This is a genomic window from Kitasatospora sp. NPDC127035 (assembly GCF_042726075.1).
GTDB lineage: Bacteria > Actinomycetota > Actinomycetes > Streptomycetales > Streptomycetaceae > Kitasatospora.
Genome location: NZ_JBHXDN010000005.1, coordinates 89,272 through 112,283, shown reverse-complemented (window position 1 = coordinate 112,283; position 23,012 = coordinate 89,272). Strand labels below are relative to the sequence as shown.

Sequence of the window (23,012 nt, the reverse complement as noted above, 5' to 3'; positions counted from 1 at the left end):
AGCTAGGAGATGCGGGGCGTCGACATGGGGCCGACGGTAGCGCGGGAGGCCGGTGCTTCGCATCCGGATTTCCGTCCGGCCGGGGCGGAGGGGGGCGTGCGTGCGGGACACGGTCTTGCCTGACCATGTCCGCGACATGTTCCATGGCTCCATGGGGCGCAGCGAGCTCGTTCTGATGACCGATCACAGTTCGTCCGAGGGCAGTCGGGAGGCGCTGGCCTCCGCCGTGCACAGGCTCACCGGCCGGGCACCCGTGCTGCTCGACGCACGGCACTTCATGGCCGGCGGTCCCGGTCTGGTGCGCGGCGTCGACGGCGGGGTCAGCCTTGAGGTGCCCGGCGAGGGCCTGGCCGTGGCCGCCACGGCGGTGCTCCTCTACGAGATACCGCCGCACCGGCGGACGGAGCTCGCCGACTGCCAGCGCGCGCTGCGCGAGCACGGCGTGCGCTCGCTGGGCACCGCCGTGGACGGCTGGCGGGTGGCCACCGACAAGCGCCTCGCGGTGGAGCGGTTCGCCCGGGACGGCGTCCGCCAGATGGCCACCCTCACCCTCTCCCGGCCCACGCCCGAGGAGGCGGTGGAGGTCTTCGACCGGCTCGGCGGCGACGTCTGGGCGAGGCCGGCCGTCGGGATGAGCGGCCAGGACGTGTTCCACGTCACCACCCGGGCCCAGCTCGCCGACGCCGCCCGGTGCTACGCCGAGGCCGGCACCGACTGGCTGCTCGCGAGTGACGCCGGCAACTTCACCGCCGACGGTCGGCGTCACCAGTTCCGGGTGACGGTGCTGAACGGGCGGGCGATCCGCGCGGTCGAGCACGTGCAGGCAGACCCGGACGCACCGTGCAACCTCGCCCGGGGTGCCGTCTCCACCCCGCTTCCGGTCGACGACCTGCCCGCCGGACTGGCGGAGCTGGCGGTCGAGGCGACCGGAGCGGTGGGGCTGCCGTTCGCCGCCGTGGACCTGGCGGCCCAGAGCGGCGGTGTGGTCTTCGAGGTCAACGTCCACCCGGCGTTCGGTTCGCCGGGCGCGCTGGAGGCGGTCGCGGTCCCGTACGTCGCCGCCCACCTCGAACCGTCCCACTGAACCGTCCCTCTGAACGGTCGCACTGAACGGTCGCACCTGAGTCCCGGTCGAACGGTCCCACCGAGCCGCCGTACCGAGCAGCCGCACACGGCTGCCGTCCGGTCGGCGTCCCCGCCGGCCCGTCGCCGATCACCGCCGCCGTGCCCCGTTCGGCGGTCGTCCGGGGGTCGTCCGGGGTCGTGCCGAAGGGAGCCGCACTACCGAGCGTAGTCGACCGAGCGTGGATCGACTTCGGCGTCACGAGGTTCGCCGATCGTCTCAACACTCCTGCAACACAAGGATACTGACGGTTCGAAAGGTGTGAACGGAGGGTCGCGCGGAAGGGCTTTCGCCGCCGTCGCGCGCCCCTTCGGGCGTGTTCCGCCGGATCGGGCGCGGGCCCCCTGGTCGAAGGGAGTCCCCGGTGGGTACTAGACTCATTGAAGTTGTGAAGGCACCTCGTTCGGTGAGGCGTCGCCACGGACACAGGCCACTGACCCCACGACGTCGAGAGACGCCCAGGGTCAGGACAGGTCTCCCCGGCCTAAGGGGTGACCCCAAGTGGCTGCACCCCCGGGTGCTACGCCGTGGCGTGCCAAAGCTCTGACGAGATCAGGGGTGCCCACCCGTTTCTGTCGCGGGCACGTGTGCGTGCGGCCGGACGGTGTGGATCCTCCTGGTGGCCCGGTCACGGTGACCCTGCGTGGGCGCCCCGACGGCGAGGAGGTGAGATCGGTGGAGAGCAGTAGCCCGGGTCGAAGTCGGCCCTGCCCCAGGACGTCCCCCCCATCTCCTGGCCCCCGGCACTTCTCCTCCCGCACCGCTTCCGGCTCCCGTCGTCGCACCGCCCGCCGCTGATCCCGGCAGGCGGCACCGCGCGGCCGGGCGCCGTGCGTGGTGGAGGGCGGCCGGGCGTCTCCCGCCTGCCCCGCCCCGAGCCTTCCGGCCGGGTGCGGTGGCCCCCGAACAGCGGAGGTACCCCGCCATGTCCGACTGGCGTGTGCGCGCCGTGCGCGCAAGCAAGCGTCCGTTCTCCCGTTCCGCCGTCCCGACCCGCTCCACCGACACCCAGCCCGCCCCCGAGCACTCGATGGACCCGCGCCCGGACCAGCCGGCCGAGGACGTCAGCCTGGAGCGTTCGGTCGTCGACGCCGCCGTCTACCGCGAGGGCCGCCGGATGCCGACGCCGGCCAACCTGGCGGACGTCTACCGCGAACTGCCCGGCAAGCCCGGCACGATGGCCTGGATCGGGCTCTACCGCCCGGCCGAGGCACAGCTGCTGGAGGTCGCGGAGCGGTTCAACCTGCACGAGCTGGCGGTCGAGGACGCCATCGTCGCCCACCAGCGGCCGAAGCTGGAGCGCTACGGCGACACGCTGTTCGTCGTGCTGAGGGCCGCCCGGTACCTCGACGACGTGGAGGAGGTGGACTTCGGCGAGATCCACCTCTTCGTCGGCCCCGACTTCGTGTTCACCGTCCGCCACTCGCAGGCCCCCGACCTCTCGGCGGTGCGGCGGCGCCTGGAGGCCGACCCGGAGCTGCTCGCGCTGGGCCCGGAGGCCGTCCTGTACGCGGTACTGGACGCGGTCGTCGACGGCTACGCGCCGGTCATCGCGGGCCTCCAGCACGACATCGACGAGATCGAGACCGAGGTGTTCGGCGGGGACCCGCAGGTGTCCCGGCGCATCTACGAACTCTCGCGCGAGGTCATCGAGTTCCAGCGCGCCACCCGACCGCTGCTGGAGATCATGAAGAGCCTGGAGGCCGGCTTCGGCAAGTACGGCACCGACGACGAGCTCCAGCGCTACCTGCGGGACGTCGCCGACCACGCGACCTACGCCGCCGAGCGGGTCGACGGCTTCCGGCAGATGCTGCAGAACATCCTCACCGTCAACGCGACCCTGGTGTCGCAGCGGCAGAACGAGGAGATGAAGCAGCTCGCGGAGGCCGGGCACGCGCAGAACGACGAGATCAAGAAGATCTCCTCCTGGGCGGCCATCCTCTTCGCCCCGACGCTGATCGGCACCGTCTACGGCATGAACTTCGACTCGATGCCCGAACTCAAGTGGGCCTTCGGCTATCCGTTCGCGATCGCCCTGATGGCGTTGGTCTGCACGAGCCTCTACCTGGTCTTCAAGCGCCGCAACTGGCTCTGACGGCCGCGGCGCAGGCTCTTCGTCCCGCGCGCGTCCGCCCCTGCGCCGTCCGCCGCGTCGCTGCCCGCCTCGGCGTCGTCCACCGTGCCGCCGTCCGCCGCGTCGCTGTTCGCCCGGCCGTCGGCCGGTGGGCGGAGCCAGAGGAGGACGGCCAGGGTCAGGGCGGCGACGCCGAGGAGCCAGCGGGGCGGTCCGGCCGGGAGCACCCCGAGGGCGAGGCCGGCCAGGGCGCCGACCAGTTGCAGGGCGAGCGACTGGACGGAGAGCGCGGTGGCCCGGGCGTCCGCCGTGACGGCCCGGTGGAGCAGGGCGCCCTGGCTCGGTCCGGCCGTGCCCAGCCCCAGGTAGGCCAGGCCGTACCCGATCGCGGCGGACGCGGCGGCGGCCGGGCCCGCGGTGTTCGCGGTGACGGCGAGCAGCAGGAGGCCGGTGGCGCAGAGCACGAGGCCGACCGGAACGGCGCGGGCGTCGCCGAACCGTTCGGCGGCGCCCGGGGCGATCCTGGCGCCGAGCGCGGAGCAGAGGAAACCGGCGCAGGCCAGCCCGCCGACCAGGACCGCGCCGGACTCCACGGTCCCGGTGAGGTCGGCGGCCCGCCCGGGGGTGAGCAGTTCGACCACCGCCAGGCCGGCCCCGGTGGCGGCGGCGGTCAGCACCACGCGCCGGACCACGGCGTTCCGCCTGCCCAGCCGCAGGCCGGTGGCGATGGTGGTGGGGACGTCGGCGACCACCGTGCGCAGCGTCGCCGGCGGCCGTGGGGGTTCGGCGAGGGCGGCCAGGACGTAGCCGGCGAAGACGGCCGCGACGACGGCGCCCAGGAGGACCGGTACCGCGAGCGGCAGGACCAGGCCGCCGGTCGCCAGGGTGAGGCGGTCGCCGAGGTCACCGGAGAGCAGCCACGGCACGGCCCCGCCGACCAGGGTGCCGACGGCCAGGGCGACGGAACCGGTGGCGCTGCCCCGGGCCAGCCCGGGTCGGAGGTCGCCGTCGGCACCGGTCCGGGCGTGCACGGCGTCGACGTACCAGGCTTCGGCCGGGCCGCTCGCCAGCGCGCGCGAGGCACCGAGCAGCACCATGCCGGGGAACAGCAGCGCGGGGGAGTCGCCCAGGGCGAGCAGGGTGAAGGCGGCGACGCCGACCAGACCGGCGGCGGCCAGGACGGGTCGGCGGCCGAGGACGTCGGAGAGCCCGCCGGTGGGCAGCTCCAGGGCGGCGGTGGTGAGCGAGTGGGCGGCGAACAGCCCTGCGACGGTGCCGAGCGGGAGGCCGCGTGCGGTGAGCAGCAGCACCAGGGGGGCGGTGGCCAGGCCGAGCGGTAGCCAGTAGAGCAGGCAGGTCGTCAGGTACCGGCGGCGGGCCGCGTGTTCGTCCGGCGGAACGGTCATGCGGGATCGTCCTGGCCGGTGGATGCGGGCGCGGGCGCGGGTGCGGCCGTGGGCGCGGCCACGGACACGGGCGCGGATGCGCGGGCGGCCGTGGGGACGCCCCCGTCGGTGGGTGCCGGGGCGGGTGCCGGGGCCGGGGCGAGCGGCCCGGCGGCGGTGATCGACGCGACCATGGGAGGAGGGTAGACCGCTCCGGGCACTCTGCAGAAGGAGTCCCGCAGCGCCGGTTCCCTCCCGTCAGGGTCACAACTCGGCCGCACCACAGGTGATCTGACGGTCCGGAGGGAATGGGTGCGAGGGACTGTTCGGAACGAGGGGGCGGGCCGTGGGCGGGCGGGGGCGGCTGCTGTGGCGGCTGGTCGGGGCGGCGGTGCTGTTCGGAGTCCTGGCGGGACTCGCGGCATCGCTGGTGGTGCTGGCGCTGACGGGGCCGGTCGACGGGATCCGGGAATACACGAGAGAGCACTGCGTCGTGATCTGGGGGAGGAACTGCTGACGCTCCCTCAGGGGCGGTCGAACAGCGGGGCGCCGCCGGCCAGACGGGACCATTCGGCGTCCGGATCGCGCTGGGTGCGGTAGACGAGGTGCAGCCGCACCGCGCCGTCGGGGGAGGCGAAGCGTGCGAGCGGCCCGTCGGCACCGGGCAGCGCGCGCGGCTCGGCCCACTGCTGGGCGAGAACGGCCAGGGGCGCGCCTCCGTCCACGGTCAGCACCCAGGTGGCGCGGCCGCCGGAGACGGACGCGGGGTAGCGGGCCGCGAGCAGCGCGAGGCCGGCCTCGTGCACCGTCGCGCCCTCCCGGAGGGCGAGTTCGGCGGCGTGCGGGGCATCGGTGTCGTCGCCCATCGCGACGCTGTCCCGGGTGAGTCGGACCATCACGAGGATGAGAATACGCTGCTCCGACCCCTCCCAGAGGCGGATGCCGAACCCTCCGTCAGGCGCATGGGAGGGTGGTGGGTATGCATGCTAGCTTCCGGCGCATGGGATCACGTGGGGCACGTGGAGCAGCGGCACAGCAGGCGATCGAGGGGCTGAAGGAGCTGGTCGGGGAGGGTCTGGCGGTCGAGGAGCTGTTCCGCCGGGCGGACGAACTCCTGCGCGGCGTCCTGGAGTACGACGCCGTCTGCTGGCACTCGGCGGACCCGGCGACGGGCCTGGTGACGTCCGTGCTGAGCGACGACCTCAGCCTGGCGACCTTCGAGGACGCCGTCCGGCTGGAGGTGTGGGAGGACGACTACGCGACCTTCCCCAAGATCCGTCTCAGCGGTGTCCGGGCGGAGACGCTCAGCCGGGCCACGCGGGGGGAGCTGAGCGAGAGCATCCGGTTCCGCGAGCTGATCAGCCCCGCCGGGTTCGGCGACGAACTGCGCGCGGTGTTCGACGCGCACGGCGGGATGTGGGGCTGCGCGGCTTTCATGCGGGGCGCCGACCGGGGGCCGTACCTCGGCCAGCAAAGGGAGTTGGCCGACCTCGCGGCGCGGCACCTGGGCAACGCGCTGCGCGCGTGTCACCTCCCGGCCGTCGGCGAGGCCGGTCCGGGGGCCGGCCCGGGAGAGGGGGAGCCCGGTCCGGCCGTGGTCGTGCTCGGCCCGTCCAACCGGCTCCTCGCGATGGCGGGACCGGCCGAGGACCTGCTGCTCCGGCTCGCGGACCCGAGCCGGACGTCGCTCGGCGTCCCGACCGCCTTCGCGATCGCGGCCGAGCAGGCGCGTCGGACCGCCTGCGGGCTGCCGGTGCCGCAGACGAAGATACGGGTGCAGGACCGGGACGGTCAGTGGTACGTGCTGCACGGGTCGGCGCTGAAGGGCGGCGCGGCCGGCGAGGTGACGGTGGTGGCGGCCCCGGCGACACCCGCCGACGCCATGCCGCTCTACCTCTCCGCCTACGGGCTGACGGTGCGGGAGCAGGAGGTCGCGCTGCTGCTGGTGCGCGGGTGCGACACCCGGGACGTCTCGCGGCTGCTCGCGATGACGCCGTACACGGTGCAGGACCATCTCAAGTCGGTGTTCGCGAAGGCGGGCGTGGCCAGCCGCCGCGAACTCGTCGCCCGGATCATGCTCGGAGGCGGGGCCCCGTAGGGGCGTGAGCGGGTGTACGTTCTGACGGGTCGGCAGGCGCAGGACCGGTGACCGTGACGGGAACCACCGTTCGTTAGCTGACCATGGGGGGTTCCGCACCGGGCCCGCCGGGCCGTCCGGAGGGGGCCAGGAATGAGCATGGACGAGACCGCAGGTCCGGCGGGAACCGGTGGTGGCGGCGGAAGCGCCGGAGGCGTCGGGGGAGACGGCACCTCCACCACGCCCGGAACGGCGACCGCCGTCGACGGCCCGGGCGGCCCGGGCACGCCGGAGCAACCGGGCGGTGACGGTACGGGCGGTGACGGCGGCCCGGGCGGAGGCGACGTCGGTGACGGCGGGGCCGGCCGCCGGGCGGGGAAGGAACGGCGGAAACGTCCGCTCTGGCAGGAACTGCCGCTCCTGATCGGCATCGCGATCCTGCTCTCCCTGGGCATCAAGACCTTCTTCGTCCAGGCCTTCTCCATCCCCTCGGGCTCGATGCAGCACACCCTGGAGAAGGGTGACCGCGTCCTGGTCGACAAGCTCACCCCGTGGTTCGGCGCCGAGCCGGAACGCGGCGAGGTGGTGGTCTTCAGGGACCCGGGCGGCTGGCTGGGCCCGGTGCCCAGGTCCGAGGGCAACGGCTTCGTCGAGGGCATCCGTACGGCGCTCAGCACCGTCGGCCTGCTGCCGTCGGACGACGAGCAGGACCTGATCAAGCGCGTCATCGCGGTCGGCGGCGACACCGTCGAGTGCAAGGAGGGCAGTCCGGTCAGGGTCAACGACGTGGCGCTGGACGAGCCCTACCTCTTCCCCGGGGCGACACCCTGCGGGGACGCGCCCGTCGGCACCGTCACCGTCCCCAAGGACCACCTGTGGGTGATGGGGGACCACCGGAACGACTCGCGCGACTCGCGTTTCCACGTCAACGAGCCGAGCGGCGGCTTCGTCCCGGTGAAGAACGTGATCGGCCGGGCGTTCGTGATCGCCTGGCCCCTGACGCGCTGGGACACCCTGCCCGTGCCGGACACCTTCGACCAGCAGGGCCTCGCCGCCGGCAGCACGTTGGGCGGGTCGGCGGGTGACCCGCTCGGCGGGCCTCCGGCGCCGGAGGCCGCCGTGACGGCCGTCGCCGTTCCCCTCGCCCTGTGGGCGCGCCGGCGCACCGCCCGCAGGGGGCGCTGACCCCCTCGCACCGCCGGCCCGTCCGGCTCGCCCCGGTCAGGCGCGGCGGGCGCCGTAGCGGGCGAGGAAGAGGTCGATCCCCGCCTCGATCACCACGGCGAGCTCCGCGTCGTCGACCGGGGTTTCGGGGGCGAAGGTGTGCGTCAGCTGCGGGATGCCGACGGTGATGGCCACCAGTTGCTGGACGGCGAGTCCGGGATCGGGCACGTCCAGCTCGCCCCTGGCGGTCAGCTCGGTGAGCGCCTCGACCAGGGGGCCGTTGTTCATGTCGTAGGTGACCTGGTACCAGAGCCGGCCGAGCTGGGGGAACCGGTCGATCTCGCCGATCACCAGGCGGCGCAGCGACATGATCTCGGGGCGCAGCAGGATCCGGGCCAGCTCGGTGGCGTGCCGGACCAGCGCGCCGCGCAGGTCCGGGGAGTCGGTGACGGCGCGGCCGGCCGGCGTCAGATCGGCGTAGGTCCTGGGCAGGACGCCGCCGACGACGGCCAGGAACAGGCGTTCCTTGCTGCCGAAGTGCTTGTAGATGGTGGCCTTCGAGACGCCGGACCGGCCGGTGATGGTGTCCATCGAGGCCGCCGAGTAGCCCTCGGCGAGGAACTCGGCGAGCGCGGCGTCGATGATCGCCCGACGCTTGCGGGAGGCGGCGTCGGAGGGGTCCGGGATGATCGGGATGCCGTACTGGTCGGTCGCGTCCTGGGGGTCGGCTCCCATGGCTGTCCTTCGCGCGGTGGTGGGGGGTGCGGGGCGGGGTGGCGGCGTCGGACCACCGGTGGCGTCCGGTACCGGGCACCGAGGCCGGAATCAGGAGGAACCGGGCACCGGGAACGGGCGCCCAGTATATGAACTGAACCGTTCGGTCGGCAAAGGAGGGCACCGGTCGTACCGGTGGCGACGCGGGCCGGGAGGGCCGTGTGCCGTCACGCCCCGAATGAACTACACCGCCCGGTGCACTGTCAATACTGAACTGTTCAGTTGACACTCTGAACTGATCGGTTTAGTTTTCTCGGTGTCGGCAACGACGAGCACGAAACGACCACCTCCACCGAAGGAGCCCGCCATGACCGCCTCCAGGATCTTCGCCATCTCCGGCTCGCTGCGTGCCGACTCGCACAACACCCGACTGCTGCGCGCCGCACAGAAGTTCAACCCGGGCGGCCAGGAGATCGAGATCTACGAGGGCCTGCGCGACATCCCTCCGTACGACCTGGACCTCGACACCCCCGAGCTGCGGCCCGCCGTCGTCCAGGACCTGCGCCGCCGGGTCCAGGAGGCCGACGGCCTGCTGATCGCCACGCCGGAGTTCAACTACTCCATCCCCGGCGTGCTCAAGAACGCCATCGACTGGCTGAGCACCGACTGGTCCCGCACCGAGGGCCTGCCCCTGCACCGCAAGCCGACCGCCATCCTCGGGGCCGCCCCGACCAACTTCGGCACCGTCCGCGCCCAGCTGGCCCTCCGTCAGGTGTTCGTCTGGACCGAGACCGACGTCGTCGTGAAGCCCGAGGTCATCGTCTTCCGGGCGCACGAGCGCTTCGACGGGGACGGCAACCTCACCGACGAGACCACCGTCGGACTGCTCCAGGGCCTGCTCGCCGCGCTCCAGGAGAAGATCGACGCCCGCGCCGCCCGCCCGGCGAGCTGACCACCGGCGCCGACGACGGCAACGGGACCGGCGCCGAAGACGGTTCGCAGCAGGATCCGTCCCTCATACCGTCGGCGCGGGCGCCGGGTTGCCCTGGTGGGTGAAGGCGGCCCAGTGGTGGAGGTGGTGGAGGTCCGACCGGGTGGCCTCGTGGCGGAGGGGACCGTCGAGGGCGGGCGGGAACGCGCGGCCGGGGTCGATCATCCACATCTGGGCGGCGCGCAGGGCGTCGGGCGGAGCCAGTCCGCCGGCGGTGAGGTGGTGGTGGAAGACGGCCGTCATCACGGCGGTCGGACCGTCGCGCACCGCCCAGCGGGATCCCACGACGTCCGCGGCGCCACCCGTGACCAGCGCGGTGGAGAGGGTCAGCGCCTCGTCGTGGTGGCGCGTACTCAGATCGGTCTCGCAGGCGCTCAGCACGACCAGCGGGCCGGCGTCGCCCGGCCGGCGGCGGGCGGCGCAGTCGAGGATGCCGGTCACGGTGAGCCGGCCTGATCCCGGGGCCGCACCGGGAGGGTCGGCCAGCCACAGCGCGGAGTCGGTGGGGCGCGGTGCGGCCAGGGCGTGGCAGGACAGGTGGACCACGGAGGCCGGTAGGTCGCCTCCGGGCAGCGCCGCGAGGATCTCCGCCGGTGTGCCCGCGGCGTCCGGTGCCTCGTCGGCGGAGAAGAACTCGCCGTAGCGGAGCGCGTCGGGGTAGCAGGCGGCGCGCAGCGCGGCCGTCTCGATCTCGGCCCACGGGAGGCTCAGCCCCGGGTCGGCGACCAGTACCTGCCGGCCGGCGGCCGGGGGCATCCGGCGCCGGGTGGTCGCGGCCAGGAACCGGGCGCCGGACGGGGCGTAACTGAGGACGGCCTCCTGGCAGGCGTACCGGTGACCGTGCTCGCCGTGCCCCCGGACGTACGCGGCGTGCCACGGCACGGCGCCGAGCCGCTCGCAGGGCACCAGCACGATCCTGGGCGGCCGGGGCGCCGTACCCTCCGGCACTGGCCCCCGGGGCTCCGGCGGAGGGGGCACCGCCGCGAGGACCGGGCCCATCACGGCCCGCCCGGCCCACTCGCACAGCGCGCGCAGCGCGTCCTGCCACCGTCCCTCGCAGGCCGCCCGCGACGACGCGTCCGCCGCCGGATCGGCGAGCGCGCGGGAGCGCTCTGCCGCGGCGTCGAGGTAGCGCTCCAGCGGCGGGCTGCCCGTGGCCAGCAGCTCCGGCAGGGGGAGCAGGACGGGACCGGTGGAGGGCCGCAGGATCAGTGCGAAGCCCGGCAGCGTGCGGTCGGGCAGCGGCATGCCGGGCACCAGGTAGACCAACGCGTCCGTGTCCGTGGCCGCGAGGCCGGCGACCAGATCGGCCACGTCGGCGGTGTCCGCCGGCTGCCCGGTGCGGGGGGCGTCGGGGGTTGCGCGACGGACGAGGCCGAGCACGGCCAGCGCCTGGCGCCGCAGGCTGCCGGGGATCGGCGGGCCGTCGGTCGTTGTCGACGGCCCGCCGGCGTCCTCCGGCCGCAGCGGGCCCGCGGTGACCTGGGCGCGCCACCGCCGGGCCAGGTCGGGACGGCCTGCGGCGTCAAGGCGTTCGGGGATGCCCCGGGACGCGTCGGCGGCCTGGAGCACCAGGGTGCGCCCCTTCTCCAGGTCGGCCACCGCGTCGGCGGGCCGCCGGGTGAGGAAGGCGGCGAACGCCAGCCGCCGGGCCAGCACGGCACCGGCGAGGGCCGCCGACAGGCCGTGGTCGGCGCCGATCTGGAGCAGGACGTCGGCGGCCAGCTCGTCCAGCGCCTCGCGGGTGATCTCCACGAACGCCCGGGCGTCCTCGCGCCCGCCCGGGCCGCCCCGGGCGGCGCGCATCATGTGGGCCTCGGCCAGCTTCGTCAGGACGTCCACGCGATGCGTCCCGCCGCGCCCCTCGGCGAGCAGCGCGCGGGCACCGGACAACTCCGTGACGGCCTCGTCCAGGAGCGCCGGATCGTTCTCGCCGCGCATGACGGCGAACAGCAGACGCAGGCCGAGCGTGGCACGGCGGCCGTACTCGTGATCGTGATACCGCTCCGGTTCGTCGAGTGCCCGGCGGAACGCGGCGAGTGTGCGGTCCAGGGCGGTGCGGTCCTCGGGCCCGGCGAGCCCGGGCACCCCGGGCGTGCCGGCCTGCGCGGGGTCGGCGAGCAGGTCGTCGATCCGGCCGAGCCGCTGCGTCAGTTCGCCGCGCAGGCCGCTGTCCGGTGGCAGCGCGTCGTACCGGCCGCGGAGCTCCTCGACAAGGCGCGGCAGGGCCTCGTGGTCGCCGGTGCGCTGCGCGTACCGCAGCTCACGGTCCGCGGTGGAGAGCGCGATGTCGACGGCGAACGGTGAGTCGGGCGGCACCGAACCGTCGCGTTCCAGCGCGGCGCCCAGCCCGCGCAGGGTGACCAGCGAGGCGTCGGCGTCCTGGAGACTCCCGCCGTACGTGGCGGCCTGCTCCAGCACCGCGACCAGGTCCGCCTTCAGGACCAGGGACCACCAGGACCCTGCGGCGGCTGCCCCCACTGCCTCCCCGAGCAGGGTGGCGGCGTCCTCCAGATAGCCGGGATCGCCGGTCCGATAGGCCAGCAGCCGGTCGAGAAGGGCGGCCTGGCGCCGCTCGCGCAGCCCGACATGGGTGACGAAGTCCATGACGTGGCCGGGGAGATGGGCTGCCAGGCCGGGCTCCGGGGTGACGCCGGCCGGCCACTCCGTCAGACGGATGCGGTCGTCGTCCGGATCCGGTGCGGGCCGTTCCGTGGTGCCGAAGTCGACCGATCCGGGTTCCCGGATCTCCGCGGCCAGGAGCAGGTAGGCATGGAGTCTGGCGACCCGGGCCCGCTCGGGTGTGTTCGACGGCAGCGCGCGGAGCGCCCGCAGCGCTACGTCGGCGACCCGGCGAACCCCGGCGGCGCCGGTGCCCCCGCCCGTGGCGGCCAGGCACAGCAGCGACGAGGCCTCCGCGTCGATCCCCAGCTCCGTGTGCGACCCGCCGTTCGCTCGGGTGTGCGTCGCGACGGGCAGCCAGCACAGGAGACGGGTGAACTGCGGCGTGCTGCGCGCACCGGCCAGGGTCACCAGGCCGCGGACGGCCTTGAGCAGCGCGTGCTCGGCGCGGTCGACGTCGTCGGCCGCGCCGCCGGTGTCCCGCTCCCGGTCCCGGTCGGATGCGGCAGCGTCCGCGGCCCCACCGCCCGCCGACGGTGTGGCGTCCGCCGCGCCGGCGGTGAGCATCCGCTCGACTTTCCCCTTGATCCTTGCGTACATCCGTTCGATCTCCGGGTCTGGCGACGCCGCCGTGATGCGGTCGACCACGTCCCGGGCTTCGACGAGGTCCCGGCGCGCCGCATCGGTCAGCACCCGTCCGTCCGTCGCGTCGAGCAGCGCGTGCAGCAGGGCGGTGCGGGTGCCGTCGGTGCGGAGCAGGGCCCAGGGCGTGAGCAGGAGGAACAGCACCATGCGGGCCTCTGCGGCGAGCATGCCGGTCGGCGGCCCGTCGCGGTCCACGAGCCGCAGGCGCCGCAGCGCCTCCGCCCGTTCCGCGGAACTCGCGGGCGAGGCTCCGGACGTTCCGCACCCGGTCGTGTTCAGCCAGCGGATGCCGAGCAACATGCCCAGGTGTACGAAGACGATGGCGAAGTCCGCCCCGTCCTGCGCCAACGCGACCTCGGCGCGGGCCAGACGGTCGATCACCGGCCCTAGGGTCTCGGCGGTCTGCCCGTCTCGCGACCGGTGTAACAGCCGTCGGGCCTCCAGGACGGCGTCTGCCGCGATCTCCGGCAGTCCCGCCGACCCGGTGCCGTCGTCGTCCCGTACGTCCTCGCCGACCATCGGTTCCCCTACCGTTGCGCGCGCCCCGTCCCCGTTCTCCAGGGGCCGGTGTGCCGCGCGCGTCGGCCGACGCTCCGACGGTATCGGGCGGGCCGTGGCTCCTGGTCGAACGGGCAGATCCGCATCATGCACGTCACGCGGCCGGTTGACCACCGTGGCCGCGCGTCGGGGCGGCGCGGTGTCGGTGACGGCGGCCGGTCGTCGGTCTGCGGTCCGCGGCCGGACGTCTCAGCCGGCGAAGCGCGGGACGACCAGGCCGGACTCGTACGCGATCACCACCGCGTGGGTGCGGTTCTGGGCGCCGAGCTTGCTCAGCACGTTCCCGACGTGGGTCTTGACCGTCTCCAGGCTCACCGTGAGCGAGTCGGCGATCTCCGGGTTGGACAGGCCCGTGGCCATCGACCGCAGCACCTCCTCCTCCCGGCCGGTCAGCGCCGCCCCGGGCAGCGCCTCGGAGGAGTCCAGCGGGCGCGCGGCGACCATCCGGCGCAGCGCCGCCGGGAAGAGGATCGCCTCGCCCGCCGCCACGACCCGCACCGCTTCGGCGATCTGCCGCACCGGGAGCCGCTTGAGCACGAAGCCGCTGGCGCCCGCACTGAGCGCGGCAGTGACGTAGTCGTCGTTCTCGAAGGTGGTGATCACCACGACCTTCGGGGGTTCGGCCGACTCGGCGAGCAGCTGCCGGGTGGCGTCGATCCCGTTGCGGCGGGGCATCCGCACGTCCATCAGGACCACGTCCGGCCGCAGCCGCTGCGCCAGCTCGACCACCTCGACGCCGTCGGCGGCCTCCCCGATCACCGAGATCCCCGGTTGTACCGACAGCAGCGTGCGCAGTCCGCTGCGGGTCACCTCGTCGTCGTCCGCGATCAGGAGCGTGACGGCGGTGACGGCGGTGACGGCAGTGACGGCGGTGTCGGTGGGGCCGGCCGGGCCGGTGGTTCCGGTGGCTCCGGTAGTGGAGGAGGGGGAGGCGGTGCCGTGGCCCGCGTCGGCCGCCCCGGCCGGGTGTGGGGCGGGGCCGGTCGGGCCGGCCGCGCTCGCGTCGGAGCCGATCATGCGGACAACCGTACCGGCAGCCGGACCGCCAGCCGCCAGTGCTGCGGACCGTCCGGGCCGGCCTCGATCTCACCGTGCAGCAGCCGAACGCGCTCGGCCAGTCCCGGCAGGCCGTGTCCGGAGGTGGGGAAGGAGCCCGGGCTCCGGCCGCTGCCGGCCCCGGTCCCCACGGCGGTCCGGTTGACCACGCTGAGCTCCAGGCCGTCCGGAGCGGCCGCCACCCGGACCTCGATCGGGCCGCCGGTCCCGTGCCGCAACGCGTTCGTCAGACCCTCCTGGAGGATCCGGTACGCCGCCCGGGAGAGCGTCCCCTGCACCTGCGTCAGCTCGCCGGACAGCTCCGGCTCCACCAGGGCGCCGGCGTGCCGGATCCGGTCCAGGAGCTCGGGCAGGTCGGCCAGGGTCCGGGTCGGCGCGGTGCCCGCCTTCTCCTCGCGCAGCACGCCCAGCACGTAGTCCAGGTCCTCCAGGGCGGCCCGGGTCGACTCCTCGATGCTGCGCATGGCGGCCCGCGCCGCCACCGGGTCCGCGGCCAGTACCTCGCCCGCCACCGCCGCCTGGACGGTGGCGGCCGTCAGGGTGTGCCCGATCGAGTCGTGCAACTCGTGGGCCAGTCGGTTGCGTTCGGCGAGTCGAAGTTCGCGCTCGGCCGCCAGGGCGAGTCGCTCGGCCGACGACGGACCGAGCAGCCTCGGCGCCGACCACCGCAGAGCGCTCGTCACGGCCCCGCACACGACCGCCGCCAGGAGCAGGCAGACGGCCGCCAGCACCCAGCTCCAGACACCCGTCACGCGTATCGACCGGTCGAACAGCGTCAGCTTCGCGTCGGTGCCGGTCCAGTTCTCCGGCATGGCCACGGCGGCGGCGACCAGCACGGTGCTCGCCAGGCCGCCCGTCCACCCCAGCGTGACGTGCAGCAGCAGCCAGGCCGGAGTCCGCCAGCGGTCGGCCCGCGACGGTGCGGCGGGGGCCGGTGCGGGAGAGGGCTGTGCGGCGGACGTCGGCGCGGTGCCGGCCGGGCTCGCGGGCCGGGGGGCGGCCACGGGATCGGGCAACGGCACCTTCAGGAGCCGGCGGGCACCCGCGATCAGCGCCCGCCGCGTGGTGCGGAGCAGCCCGACGGCACCGACCAGGACCGCCCAGACCAGCAGGCAGAGAGCGGCCTGCACGCCGAAGGGCGCGGACGGCCAGGCCAGCGCCGGCAGGATCGCGAAGGGCAGCAGGGGGAGGCTCGCCAGCGCGCCGCAGTAGGCGAACAGCACACCCGAGTACGTGGAGCCGCGCAGGAGCGGCCGGAGTCCTTTGATCATGGTCGTCAGTATGGCCGCGCAGCTCACAGGGGACCTCCCCCGATCGGGGGAGCGCTCTCTCCCACCCTCCCGGGGCCTGTCGTCCCGACCTCCCGCCGTCCGGCGGTGTGCGACCGCGACCGCGACCTCGGGGATCGGGATCGTGTCCCGACCGACCGTCGGAGTCGGGGTCGGAGTCGGAGGGGGCGGGGGTGGCCGTCCGAACCGTGTCGATTATATTTCTACACGCCTGTAGAAGTTTGTCGAGGGGGCGGCCCGTGGGTCGACGACGTGACGCTCCCGCGCCTGGATCGAGGAGCACGATGACGCACCGGATCGCCCGTTGGACCGCCGGATTCCTGGTGGCGCTCGTCGCCGCCGCCGGACCGACCGCCCTGGCCGCCGGCACGGCGGAGGCCGCGCCCCGGAGCTCCGCGCCGGTGGCGTCGGTGACGGACCCGGCTGCCGGATCGGACCGGCTGCCGCAGTCGACGCACGTGACCCTGACGGATCGGGCGGCGCGGACGGATCCGGCGGACCAGGGGGACCGGACGGTTCGCGCGGCCGGGGTGTCGCAGGCGGGTCCGGTGGCGGCCGAGAAGGAGAAGAAGAAAGGTTTCTTCGCCAAGCTGGGCAAGTTCCTGCTGGTGGTGGTCATCCTGGTGATCCTCTTCTTCGTCCTGCTCGTCGTCGCGATCGTCTACGCCGCCAAGCGCATCCTCGGTCGCCGCCGCTGACGGGCCGTAGCGCCCGCACCACCGGCGGCGGGCCGGCCGGGGACGACCCCGGTCCGGCCCGCGACCGTACGGACCGCGGCCGTTTCGGCCCGCCACCGTTTCGCGCCGCCGCCGTTTCGGGCCACCGGGGTCGAATTGGCCCTGGCCGGGCCCGTGCCCGCCCGGTGAGGATGGGCGGCATGAGCGACTTCCACCACGCGCTGCACCCCGAGAGCCGGATCGTCCACCCGCCCGTCGAGGAGGTGACCGGCAGCCGGCCGCTGGGGGTGCCGCTGCACCAGGGCCACGTCTTCGCCTTCCCCGACAGCGACGCGCTGGCGCACGCGTTCACCGGCCCCGGTCAGGCCTTCCTCTACAACCGCTACGGCAACCCGACGGTCCGCTCGTTGGAGAACGCGGTGGCCGACCTGGAAGGCGGTGCCGGCGCGCTGGCCACCGCCTCCGGGATGGGCGTGATCAACACCGTGCTGCTTGCGCTGCTCCGCTCCGGCGACCACGTGATCGCCCAGCGGAGCCTGTACGGCGGCACGTTCGCCACGCTCGCCGACCTGGCGGAGCGCTGGGGTGTGGAGGTCACCCACGTCGGGGGCGACGACCCGGAGGAGGTACGCGCCGCCCTGCGGCCCACCACCCGGCTGCTGCACCTGGAGACCGTCTCCAACCCGACCACGCGGGTCACCGACCTTCCCGCGCTGATCGGCGTCGCCCGGGAGGCGGGCGTGCTGAGCGTGGTGGACAACACCTTCGCGACCCCGCTGATCTGCCGGCCGATCGAGCACGGCGCCGACATCGTGGTGCACTCGGCCACCAAGTACCTGGGCGGTCACTCCGACGTACTGGCCGGTGTCGCGGTCTTCGCCGACGCCGAGCTGCACCGGCGGGTCTGGCAGCACGCGATCGAACTGGGCTCCTCCCTCGACCCGTTCGCCGCCTGGCTGACGCTGCGCGGGATGCAGACCCTCGGTCTGCGGCTGCGCCGGCACTGCGAGACGGCGTCCGACCTGGCCGGCCGGCTCGCCGCGCACCCGGCCGTCACCACCGTCCACTACCCGGGCCTGCCCGCCCACCCCGACCACGAGCTCGCCCGCCGGCTGCTGCCCGACGGACAGGGCGGCGTGCTCGGCGGCGGGGTGCTGGCCTTCGACCTGGCCGGTGGACGGGACGCCGCCCGCACCTTCACCGAGTCGGTCCGGCTGGCGGCGCTCGCGCCGTCGCTCGGCGGGGTGCACACGCTGGTCATGCACCCGGCGAGCACCTCGCACCGCCAGCTCGACGACGCCGAGCTGGCCGCCGCGGGGATCAGCCCGGGCACCGTCCGGGTGGCCGTCGGCATCGAGCACCCCGAGGACCTCTGGGCCGACCTGGAGCAGGCGCTGGCCAAGCTCTGAGGTCCGCCACCGGCCGGGCCCGGCGCGGCGGTCGGGACGATGGGAGGGGCGGCGGGAGGGGCGGCGGGAGGGGCGGCGGACGGGGCGGTGGGTGAAGCGGCGCGGGGTCCGGCCGGGCACACCCCTGGAGCGGGGTCACGGCCGGGCCCGGGGCCGCGCGGCCAGGACGGCGACGTCGTCCTCGGCCGGGCCGGCGCCGGGGGAGTAGGGGCCGAGCGCGTGCAGCACCGCGTCCAGCAGGTCGTCCAGGTCCCCGGCGGTGGGGAGCCGTAGTGCGGCGAGCCGGGCGAGCGAGGCGTCGATGTCCTCGCCGCGCCGCTCCACCAGGCCGTCCGTGTAGAGCAGGAGGGTCTCGTCGGGCAGGAGCTCCCGGCCGACCTGTTCGTAGCCGCCGACGCCGGTCCCGAGCGGTGGACCGGTCGGGATCCGCAGCAGTTCGGTCGGCCGGTCCGGAGCGATCAGGGCCGGCGGCAGGTGGCCCGCACTGGAGAAGGTCCAGCGGCGCCGGCCGGGGTCGGCCAGCGCGAGCAGGCAGGTGGCGGGGCGGGCGGACTCGTTGGCGGCGATGACGGTGTCGAGCTGGCGCAGGATCCGGTGCGGCGGCAGGTCCGTGCCCGCCACGTCGCGCAGCGTGGAGCGGTAGTTGCTCATGTCGACGGCGGCCTCGACGCCGTGGCCCATCACGTCGCCCATCACCAGCAGGGTCCGGCCGAACGGCAGCCGGACCGTCTCGTACCAGTCGCCGCCGACCACCGAGCTGGTGCCGGACGGCAGGTAGCGGGAGGCGAGTTCCAGGTTCTGGTGCGGGTGGCCGGGCTCGCTCAGAAGGGCGCGCTGGAGGTCGAGCGCGATGCCCTGCGAGTGGCTGTACCGGCGGGCGTTGTCGATGCCGGTGGCGGCCCGGGCGGCGAGGTCGCCGACGAGGACGGCCTCGTCCGTGGTGAAGACGGGGGCGGTCGGGGGTGCGGTCGGCGCCGTGGCGTCACCGGTGCCGGCCGTGCCGGCCCGGGCCAGGGTCATCAGCCCGACCAGCCGGCCGCGCGCGGTCAGCGGGACGACGAGGACCGACGTCACCCCGGCGGCCCGGTACGCGGCGAGGCTCGCCGGGTCGGGTGCGGCGTCGGCCAGCTCCTCGGGGGAGCGCGGCCCGACCAGGACCGCTACGCCGGAGGCGAGGGCGCGGGAGGCGGCCGAGCCGTCCCGGTGGCGGACGGACTCGCCCGGGTGGGCGAGGCCGGCGACCGCGCCGCGCAGCCGGTCCGCGCAGCCGACGGCGGCGCGGCGCAGTCGCAGCCCGGACGCGCCGTGGCCGTGGACGGCGGTCTCCGTCGGCAGGAGGTCGACGGTGACCAGATCGGCGAGTCGGGGCACGGCGAAGGCGGCCAGTTCGGCGCACGTGGTGTCGACGTCGAGGGTGGTGCCGATCCGCTCGGCGGCGGCGTCCAGCAGCGCCAGCCTGGTGCGGGTCTGCGCCAGGTCGCGCCGCAGTTCCTGCACGGGGTCGGGGTCGTCCAGGACGACGACGACCACGCCCGTGACGTGCCCGGCGGCCGACAACGCCCGGTAGCGCACGCGGAGCCCCGGCGGTACGGGGGCGCCCGGGCCCTCCGGGCTGCCGGTGGTGTGCTCGCGGTCCCGGCCGTCGGCGACGATCCGGCGCAGCGTGCCCGCCGCGCCCCCGAACGACGTCGAATCGACCGGCCGGCCGAGCAGGTCGGCCCGGCGCAGCCCGGTGGCGGTGGCGAACGCCGCGTTGAGGTACTGCCAGCGCAGGTGTTCGTCCAGGATCGCCACGCCCGCCGGCAGCACCGCCAGGAGGTCACGGAGCAGGTCGGGCATGTCACCTTCGGTGAGGTCGCCGCCGCTCCCGGCGAAGGCCGCCGCCGCTGCCGCGAACGCCGTGGCGTCCGCGCCTGCGGGTGTGGCGCCCTCTCCTCCGCCGCCGTTCCGGAACCGCATGCCCCCATGATCACCCGCCCGGGCGCGGCACGCCCACGGGTCGGTCGATCCTTGACCGATCGGGGGTGGGTGTTGTAGGAGGCCGCGACCGCTGCCGCGGAGGCGCGGCCGGCTCCGGGGCCCGCCGCGGGCTCAGGCGGTCGGCGGCTGCTTGAGCTTGGCCCAGACGGCTTCCAGGGCGGCGATGTCGGCGTCGTCCAGCCGGTCGTCGAAGGCCTCGGCGAGTGCGGTGCGGCGGGTGGCGTCGGCGGCGGCGAAGAGCGAGCGGCCCTCCGGCGTGAGGGCGATCCGCACCGAGCGGGCGTCGGTGGGGGAGGGGACGCGCTCGACGAGAGCGCGGGCCTGGAGCGAGTCGGCGACCCGGGAGACCTGGCTGCGGCTGAGCAGGGTCTTGGCGCCGAGGTCGGAGGCGGCGACCGGGGTGTCCTGGGCGTGCAGCCAGAGCATCACCTCGAACCAGGAGAGCGGCAGGTCGTGGGCCCGGGTGAGGGCCTGGTCGACGAGGGTGCTCAGGGTGGTGCCGGCCCAGACCAGGCCGTAGAAGGCGTGGTCGCGGGCGGTGAGGTCTCCCAGGGTGAGGTCGGTGCGCGCCATGCCGGCCACTCTACCGGTGTGCGTGTGCGTGCACGCATCCTGCTATGGTGTGTGTGCACGCACACAAACTCCAGGGAGTTTCGATGGCCACTCCGACGACCGGCCCGGCGACCGCCGACCGCACCGTCCTGATCACCGGCACGTCCTCCGGCATCGGTCTCGCCGCCGCGGTGGGGGCGGCCCGCGCCGGCTACCGCGTCGTCGCGACCATGCGGGACACCGGCCGCTCCGGCGCGCTGACGGCCGCCGCCGCCGACGCCGGGGTCGCCGACCGGGTCGAGGTCGCCCGGCTCGACGTCACGGAGCCCGGATCCGTCGCCGCGTGCCTGGACGCGCTGATCGCCCGGTACGGCCGACTCGACGCCGTGGTCAACAACGCGGGCGCCGGCCGCGTCGGCACCGTCGAGCAGGACGGCCTCGACCCCGTCCGGGCGGCGATGGAGGTCAACTTCTTCGGCGTCGTCGAGGTCACCCGCGCCGCCCTGCCGCACCTGCGGGCGAGCGGCGGCCGGGTGGTCACCGTCACCAGCGTCGGCGGCGTGGTCGGCCAGCCCTTCAACGAGGCGTACTGCGCCGCCAAGTTCGCCGTCGAGGGCTTCATGGAATCCCTCGCCCCGGTCGCCGCGACCGTCGGCGTCCACGTCACCGTGGTCGAACCCGGCGCGGTGGCCAGCGAGTTCGTCGCCAGCCAGGCCATCGACCTGCCCGCCCTGCTGACCGCAGCCGGCCCGTACGCCCCCGCCCTGCAGTCGTACGCCGAGCGCACCCTCGCGGCCTTCGGCCAGGCCCAGAGCTCGGAGGAGGCCGCCGCGACCGTCGTCGAGGCGCTCACCGCCGAACGGCCGCCCTTCCGGGTGCAGACCTCCGAGCGGGCCCGTGCCTTCGTCGGCGCCAAGCTCGCCGACCTCGACGGCTCGGCCGTCCAGCGGCTCACCGGCAGTTGGGTCGGCTGAGTCCCGACCCGGGCGGACGGTTCCTGGACGGACGGCCCCCGGCCCTCCGGTGCCCGGCCCGCCGGGGGAAAACCCGCCGGTGAGGGGGTTGACGACCGGTCATACTGGGCGGTGCCCAGGCCGGGGCGCCGACCGGGTGCTCCGCGCAGCGTCCGGACCGGAGGATGATCCGATGAACAGCCACCCACCGACCGCCGTTCCGGTGGCCGGGACGCAGCCGCAGCCGTGGAACCGGCAGCGGCTGCGCAGCAACAACGAGTGGCTGCTGCTGGAACTGCTGCGCACCGGCGGCCCGTCCTCGCGGGCCCAGCTCGCCCGTGACACCGGCCTCTCCAAGCCCACCGTCTCGACCGCGCTCGCCACGCTGGAAGCGGCCGGGCTCGCCCGGGAGGCGGGCCGCTACGTCCCCGAGCGCGGTCGCACCGCCGTCCTGTACGAACCGGACCCGACGGCCGGGTACGTGCTCGGCGTCGACATCGGCCGGGCCCGGCTGCGGGTGGCGGTCGCCGACCTCGCCGGCACGATCGTGGCCCGGCGCGACGTGCCCAACAGGGGCCGCACCGCCGACGCGGTGGCCGACGCGGTCGTGGCGGCGGCCCGGGAGACCACGACCGAGGCGGGCCTGACGGCGGGGGAGATCGTCCACGCGGTGATCGGCACACCCGGAGTCTGGGACGAGGAGCAGCGCGGCGTGCGGTACGCCACCAGCCTGCCCGACTGGGGCAGACCCGGGCTGTTCGACCGGATAGCCGCCGGTCTGGAGACCGGGATCACCGTGGGCAACGACGCGAACCTCGCCGCCCTAGGCGAGTACACCCTGGGGGCGGGCCGCGGGAGCGGCAGCCGGATGTTCGCCTACCTGCTGGTCGGTACCGGGCTCGGGGTGGGGGTGGTCAAGGACGGCGAACCGCTCACGGGAGCGCACGGTGCCCTCGGCGAGGTCGGCCTCGTCCCCCTGCCGCCGGGGCCGGACGGCGAGCCGGGCGGCACGATCGAGGAGGCGACGGCCGCCGACGCGATCGTGCGCACGGCACTGGACCTGGGCATGCCGGGGCCGCTCACGGCGCGGCAGGTGTTCGAGGCGGCCCGGGGCGGCGACCCGGCCGCCGCTGTCGCCGTCCGCCGCGCCGCCGGGCAACTCGCCTACGCGACCGCCGTGTTGTCGGCGGTCCTCGACCCCGATCTGGTCGTCCTCGGTGGCGGCGTCGGCGCCAGCGCCGACCTCCTGCTCGAACCGTTGGAGCACGCTCTCCGCGGGCTCACGGTGATGCGTCCGGCGCTCGCCCCGAGCCTGCTCGGCGACGAGGCCGTCCTGCTGGGCGCCGTCGCCACGGCGCTGGACATCGCCCGCCCCGAGGTCTTCGAACGCCGCTCCGCCCCGGTCGACTGACCGTCGGTCGGGCGGCGGCCGGACGCGCCGTCGGCCGGATCGCCGCACCCGGGCGGCGACCTGGCCACCGGAACCTCGGGTGGTCAGATCCCGGGGCCGTAGCCGGGGTCCGGCCGGTGGCGGGGGGCGTACCACTCGGCGAGTCCCCACGCCGCGAGCGCGAGCACGGCCACGGCCGCGAGCGCCGCGAGCCAGGGACGGGGCACCCACCTCGCGACCAGCGCCCGGACGAGGAGCGGAACCAGGACGCCGCCGAGCACGATGAGTGGCAGATCGACGAGGAGCACGCCCAGATCACGGGCATGACCCTCGAATCCGCCGTCGACACGGAG

Annotated in this window: 20 protein-coding genes and 1 riboswitch; of the genes, 10 read left to right on the top strand and 10 right to left on the bottom strand. The window is 74.9% G+C overall.

Annotated features, from left to right (window positions below; genetic code table 11):
- Positions 1–151 precede the first annotated feature (151 nt).
- Positions 152–1,084 (top strand): RimK family alpha-L-glutamate ligase, encoded by a 933-nt coding sequence (locus ACFWIC_RS04635; protein WP_380515786.1) that lies wholly within the window; start codon positions 152–154, stop codon positions 1,082–1,084.
- Between the two features lie 430 nt (positions 1,085–1,514).
- A riboswitch (M-box (ykoK) riboswitch) is annotated at positions 1,515–1,688 on the top strand.
- A gap of 360 nt (positions 1,689–2,048) precedes the next feature.
- A complete protein-coding gene (locus tag ACFWIC_RS04630) occupies positions 2,049–3,218 on the top strand; it encodes a magnesium and cobalt transport protein CorA (RefSeq protein ID WP_329952791.1) in 1,170 nt (389 codons plus the stop codon).
- On the opposite strand, the gene ACFWIC_RS04625 is transcribed toward ACFWIC_RS04630, so the two are convergent.
- The gene (locus ACFWIC_RS04625; RefSeq protein ID WP_380515783.1) at positions 3,185–4,603 is read right to left on the bottom strand and encodes an MFS transporter; all 1,419 of its coding nucleotides are present in this window, start codon (positions 4,601–4,603) and stop codon (positions 3,185–3,187) included. The two genes, ACFWIC_RS04630 and ACFWIC_RS04625, sit on opposite strands and share 34 nt — an antisense overlap.
- Positions 4,600–4,776, bottom strand: a complete 177-nt coding sequence (locus ACFWIC_RS04620) for a hypothetical protein (protein ID WP_380515780.1) — start codon at positions 4,774–4,776, stop codon at positions 4,600–4,602. Before ACFWIC_RS04620 ends, ACFWIC_RS04625 begins: the two co-directional genes overlap by 4 nt.
- Before the next feature lie 152 nt (positions 4,777–4,928).
- Between ACFWIC_RS04620 and ACFWIC_RS04615 the strand changes: the two genes are divergently transcribed.
- The gene (locus ACFWIC_RS04615) at positions 4,929–5,099 is read left to right on the top strand and encodes a hypothetical protein (RefSeq protein ID WP_329952788.1); all 171 of its coding nucleotides are present in this window, start codon (positions 4,929–4,931) and stop codon (positions 5,097–5,099) included.
- Between the two features lie 7 nt (positions 5,100–5,106).
- Here the strand turns inward: ACFWIC_RS04615 and ACFWIC_RS04610 are convergent, their stop codons facing one another.
- Positions 5,107–5,481: a hypothetical protein gene (locus ACFWIC_RS04610; protein WP_380353711.1), complete on the bottom strand. Its 375-nt coding sequence runs from the start codon at positions 5,479–5,481 to the stop codon at positions 5,107–5,109.
- 101 nt (positions 5,482–5,582) lie between these two features.
- Here ACFWIC_RS04610 and ACFWIC_RS04605 point away from each other — a divergent pair, with 101 nt between their 5' ends.
- Together ACFWIC_RS04605 and lepB are read left to right on the top strand one after the other, a co-directional pair.
- The gene (locus ACFWIC_RS04605) at positions 5,583–6,680 is read left to right on the top strand and encodes a helix-turn-helix transcriptional regulator (RefSeq protein ID WP_355403938.1); all 1,098 of its coding nucleotides are present in this window, start codon (positions 5,583–5,585) and stop codon (positions 6,678–6,680) included.
- 138 nt (positions 6,681–6,818) lie between these two features.
- Positions 6,819–7,844, top strand: a complete 1,026-nt coding sequence (lepB, locus tag ACFWIC_RS04600) for a signal peptidase I (protein ID WP_380353714.1) — start codon at positions 6,819–6,821, stop codon at positions 7,842–7,844.
- Between the two features lie 36 nt (positions 7,845–7,880).
- On the opposite strand, the gene ACFWIC_RS04595 is transcribed toward lepB, so the two are convergent.
- Positions 7,881–8,558, bottom strand: coding sequence for a TetR/AcrR family transcriptional regulator (locus ACFWIC_RS04595; RefSeq protein WP_380515775.1), 678 nt, complete (start codon positions 8,556–8,558; stop codon positions 7,881–7,883).
- A 346-nt stretch (positions 8,559–8,904) separates the two neighbouring features.
- On the opposite strand from ACFWIC_RS04595, the gene ACFWIC_RS04590 reads away from it, so the two are divergent.
- Positions 8,905–9,489, top strand: a complete 585-nt coding sequence (locus ACFWIC_RS04590) for an NADPH-dependent FMN reductase (RefSeq protein ID WP_380515772.1) — start codon at positions 8,905–8,907, stop codon at positions 9,487–9,489.
- 63 nt (positions 9,490–9,552) lie between these two features.
- Here the strand turns inward: ACFWIC_RS04590 and ACFWIC_RS04585 are convergent, their stop codons facing one another.
- The 3 genes from ACFWIC_RS04585 to ACFWIC_RS04575 form a co-directional block, all read right to left on the bottom strand.
- Positions 9,553–13,176, bottom strand: coding sequence for a CHAT domain-containing protein (locus ACFWIC_RS04585; RefSeq protein WP_380515769.1), 3,624 nt, complete (start codon positions 13,174–13,176; stop codon positions 9,553–9,555).
- A 366-nt stretch (positions 13,177–13,542) separates the two neighbouring features.
- Positions 13,543–14,370: a response regulator gene (locus tag ACFWIC_RS04580; RefSeq protein WP_380515766.1), complete on the bottom strand. Its 828-nt coding sequence runs from the start codon at positions 14,368–14,370 to the stop codon at positions 13,543–13,545.
- Positions 14,367–15,680: a sensor histidine kinase gene (locus ACFWIC_RS04575; RefSeq protein WP_380515763.1), complete on the bottom strand. Its 1,314-nt coding sequence runs from the start codon at positions 15,678–15,680 to the stop codon at positions 14,367–14,369. The genes ACFWIC_RS04580 and ACFWIC_RS04575 overlap by 4 nt, the downstream gene beginning before the upstream one ends.
- Before the next feature lie 302 nt (positions 15,681–15,982).
- On the opposite strand from ACFWIC_RS04575, the gene ACFWIC_RS04570 reads away from it, so the two are divergent.
- Positions 15,983–16,396: a hypothetical protein gene (locus ACFWIC_RS04570; protein WP_380515760.1), complete on the top strand. Its 414-nt coding sequence runs from the start codon at positions 15,983–15,985 to the stop codon at positions 16,394–16,396.
- A 179-nt stretch (positions 16,397–16,575) separates the two neighbouring features.
- Positions 16,576–17,784, top strand: coding sequence for an aminotransferase class I/II-fold pyridoxal phosphate-dependent enzyme (locus tag ACFWIC_RS04565; protein ID WP_329952780.1), 1,209 nt, complete (start codon positions 16,576–16,578; stop codon positions 17,782–17,784).
- A 135-nt stretch (positions 17,785–17,919) separates the two neighbouring features.
- Here the strand turns inward: ACFWIC_RS04565 and ACFWIC_RS04560 are convergent, their stop codons facing one another.
- Positions 17,920–19,743: a SpoIIE family protein phosphatase gene (locus tag ACFWIC_RS04560; RefSeq protein ID WP_380515757.1), complete on the bottom strand. Its 1,824-nt coding sequence runs from the start codon at positions 19,741–19,743 to the stop codon at positions 17,920–17,922.
- Positions 19,744–19,875: 132 nt separating this feature from the next.
- A complete protein-coding gene (locus ACFWIC_RS04555; RefSeq protein ID WP_329952778.1) occupies positions 19,876–20,337 on the bottom strand; it encodes a MarR family winged helix-turn-helix transcriptional regulator in 462 nt (153 codons plus the stop codon).
- Positions 20,338–20,420: 83 nt separating this feature from the next.
- Here ACFWIC_RS04555 and ACFWIC_RS04550 point away from each other — a divergent pair, with 83 nt between their 5' ends.
- Complete coding sequence (locus ACFWIC_RS04550; protein WP_380515753.1) at positions 20,421–21,290, top strand: SDR family NAD(P)-dependent oxidoreductase; 870 nt, start codon at positions 20,421–20,423, stop codon at positions 21,288–21,290.
- Between the two features lie 172 nt (positions 21,291–21,462).
- Positions 21,463–22,680 carry an ROK family transcriptional regulator gene (locus tag ACFWIC_RS04545; protein ID WP_329952776.1) on the top strand — a complete coding sequence of 406 codons (1,218 nt, stop codon included), beginning with the start codon at positions 21,463–21,465 and terminating at the stop codon, positions 22,678–22,680.
- Between the two features lie 83 nt (positions 22,681–22,763).
- Here ACFWIC_RS04545 and ACFWIC_RS04540 read toward each other — a convergent pair whose 3' ends face one another.
- Positions 22,764–22,967 carry a hypothetical protein gene (locus tag ACFWIC_RS04540; protein WP_355403957.1) on the bottom strand — a complete coding sequence of 68 codons (204 nt, stop codon included), beginning with the start codon at positions 22,965–22,967 and terminating at the stop codon, positions 22,764–22,766.
- Positions 22,968–23,012 lie beyond the last annotated feature (45 nt).